We start from the raw sequence: 481 nt of genomic DNA on the forward strand, positions 1-481 counted from the left end.
CGCACCAAGATCCTGATCTTCGCCGTACACGGCCTGATCGGTGCCCTGGCCGGCGTGATTTTGGCCTCACGCATGACCTCGGGCCAACCGATGATCGGCCAGGGTTTCGAACTGACCGTCATCTCGGCCTGCGTACTGGGCGGCGTGTCGCTGAGTGGCGGCATCGGCATGATCCGCCACGTGATCGCGGGTGTGCTGATCCTGGCGATCATCGAAAACGCGATGAACCTGAAGAACATCGACACCTTCTACCAGTATGTAATCCGCGGCTCCATCCTGCTGCTGGCCGTGGTTATCGACCGCATGAAACAACGCTGACTCCATGCCCCGTAAGGACTCAATGTGGGAGGGGGCTTGCCCCCGATAGCGGTAGATCAGAAACAAAAATGCAAACTGACACTCCGCAATCGGGGGCAAGCCCCCTCCCACAGTAAGGCTGTTCGATGTTGTTGCTGACAGCGGTGATCGAGCCCATGAAACA

Annotated in this window: 1 pseudogene; it reads left to right on the forward strand. The window is 58.6% G+C overall.

What is annotated here, in order from left to right:
• Positions 1-318, forward strand: a pseudogene (locus ACFZPT_RS26560) (L-arabinose ABC transporter permease AraH); the annotation flags it as partial.
• Between the last annotated feature and the right edge of the window lie 163 nt (positions 319-481).

The sequence above is a fragment of the Pseudomonas sp. MD330_10 genome (genome assembly GCF_042610415.1).
In the GTDB taxonomy this organism is placed as follows: domain Bacteria; phylum Pseudomonadota; class Gammaproteobacteria; order Pseudomonadales; family Pseudomonadaceae; genus Aquipseudomonas; species Aquipseudomonas rhodesiae.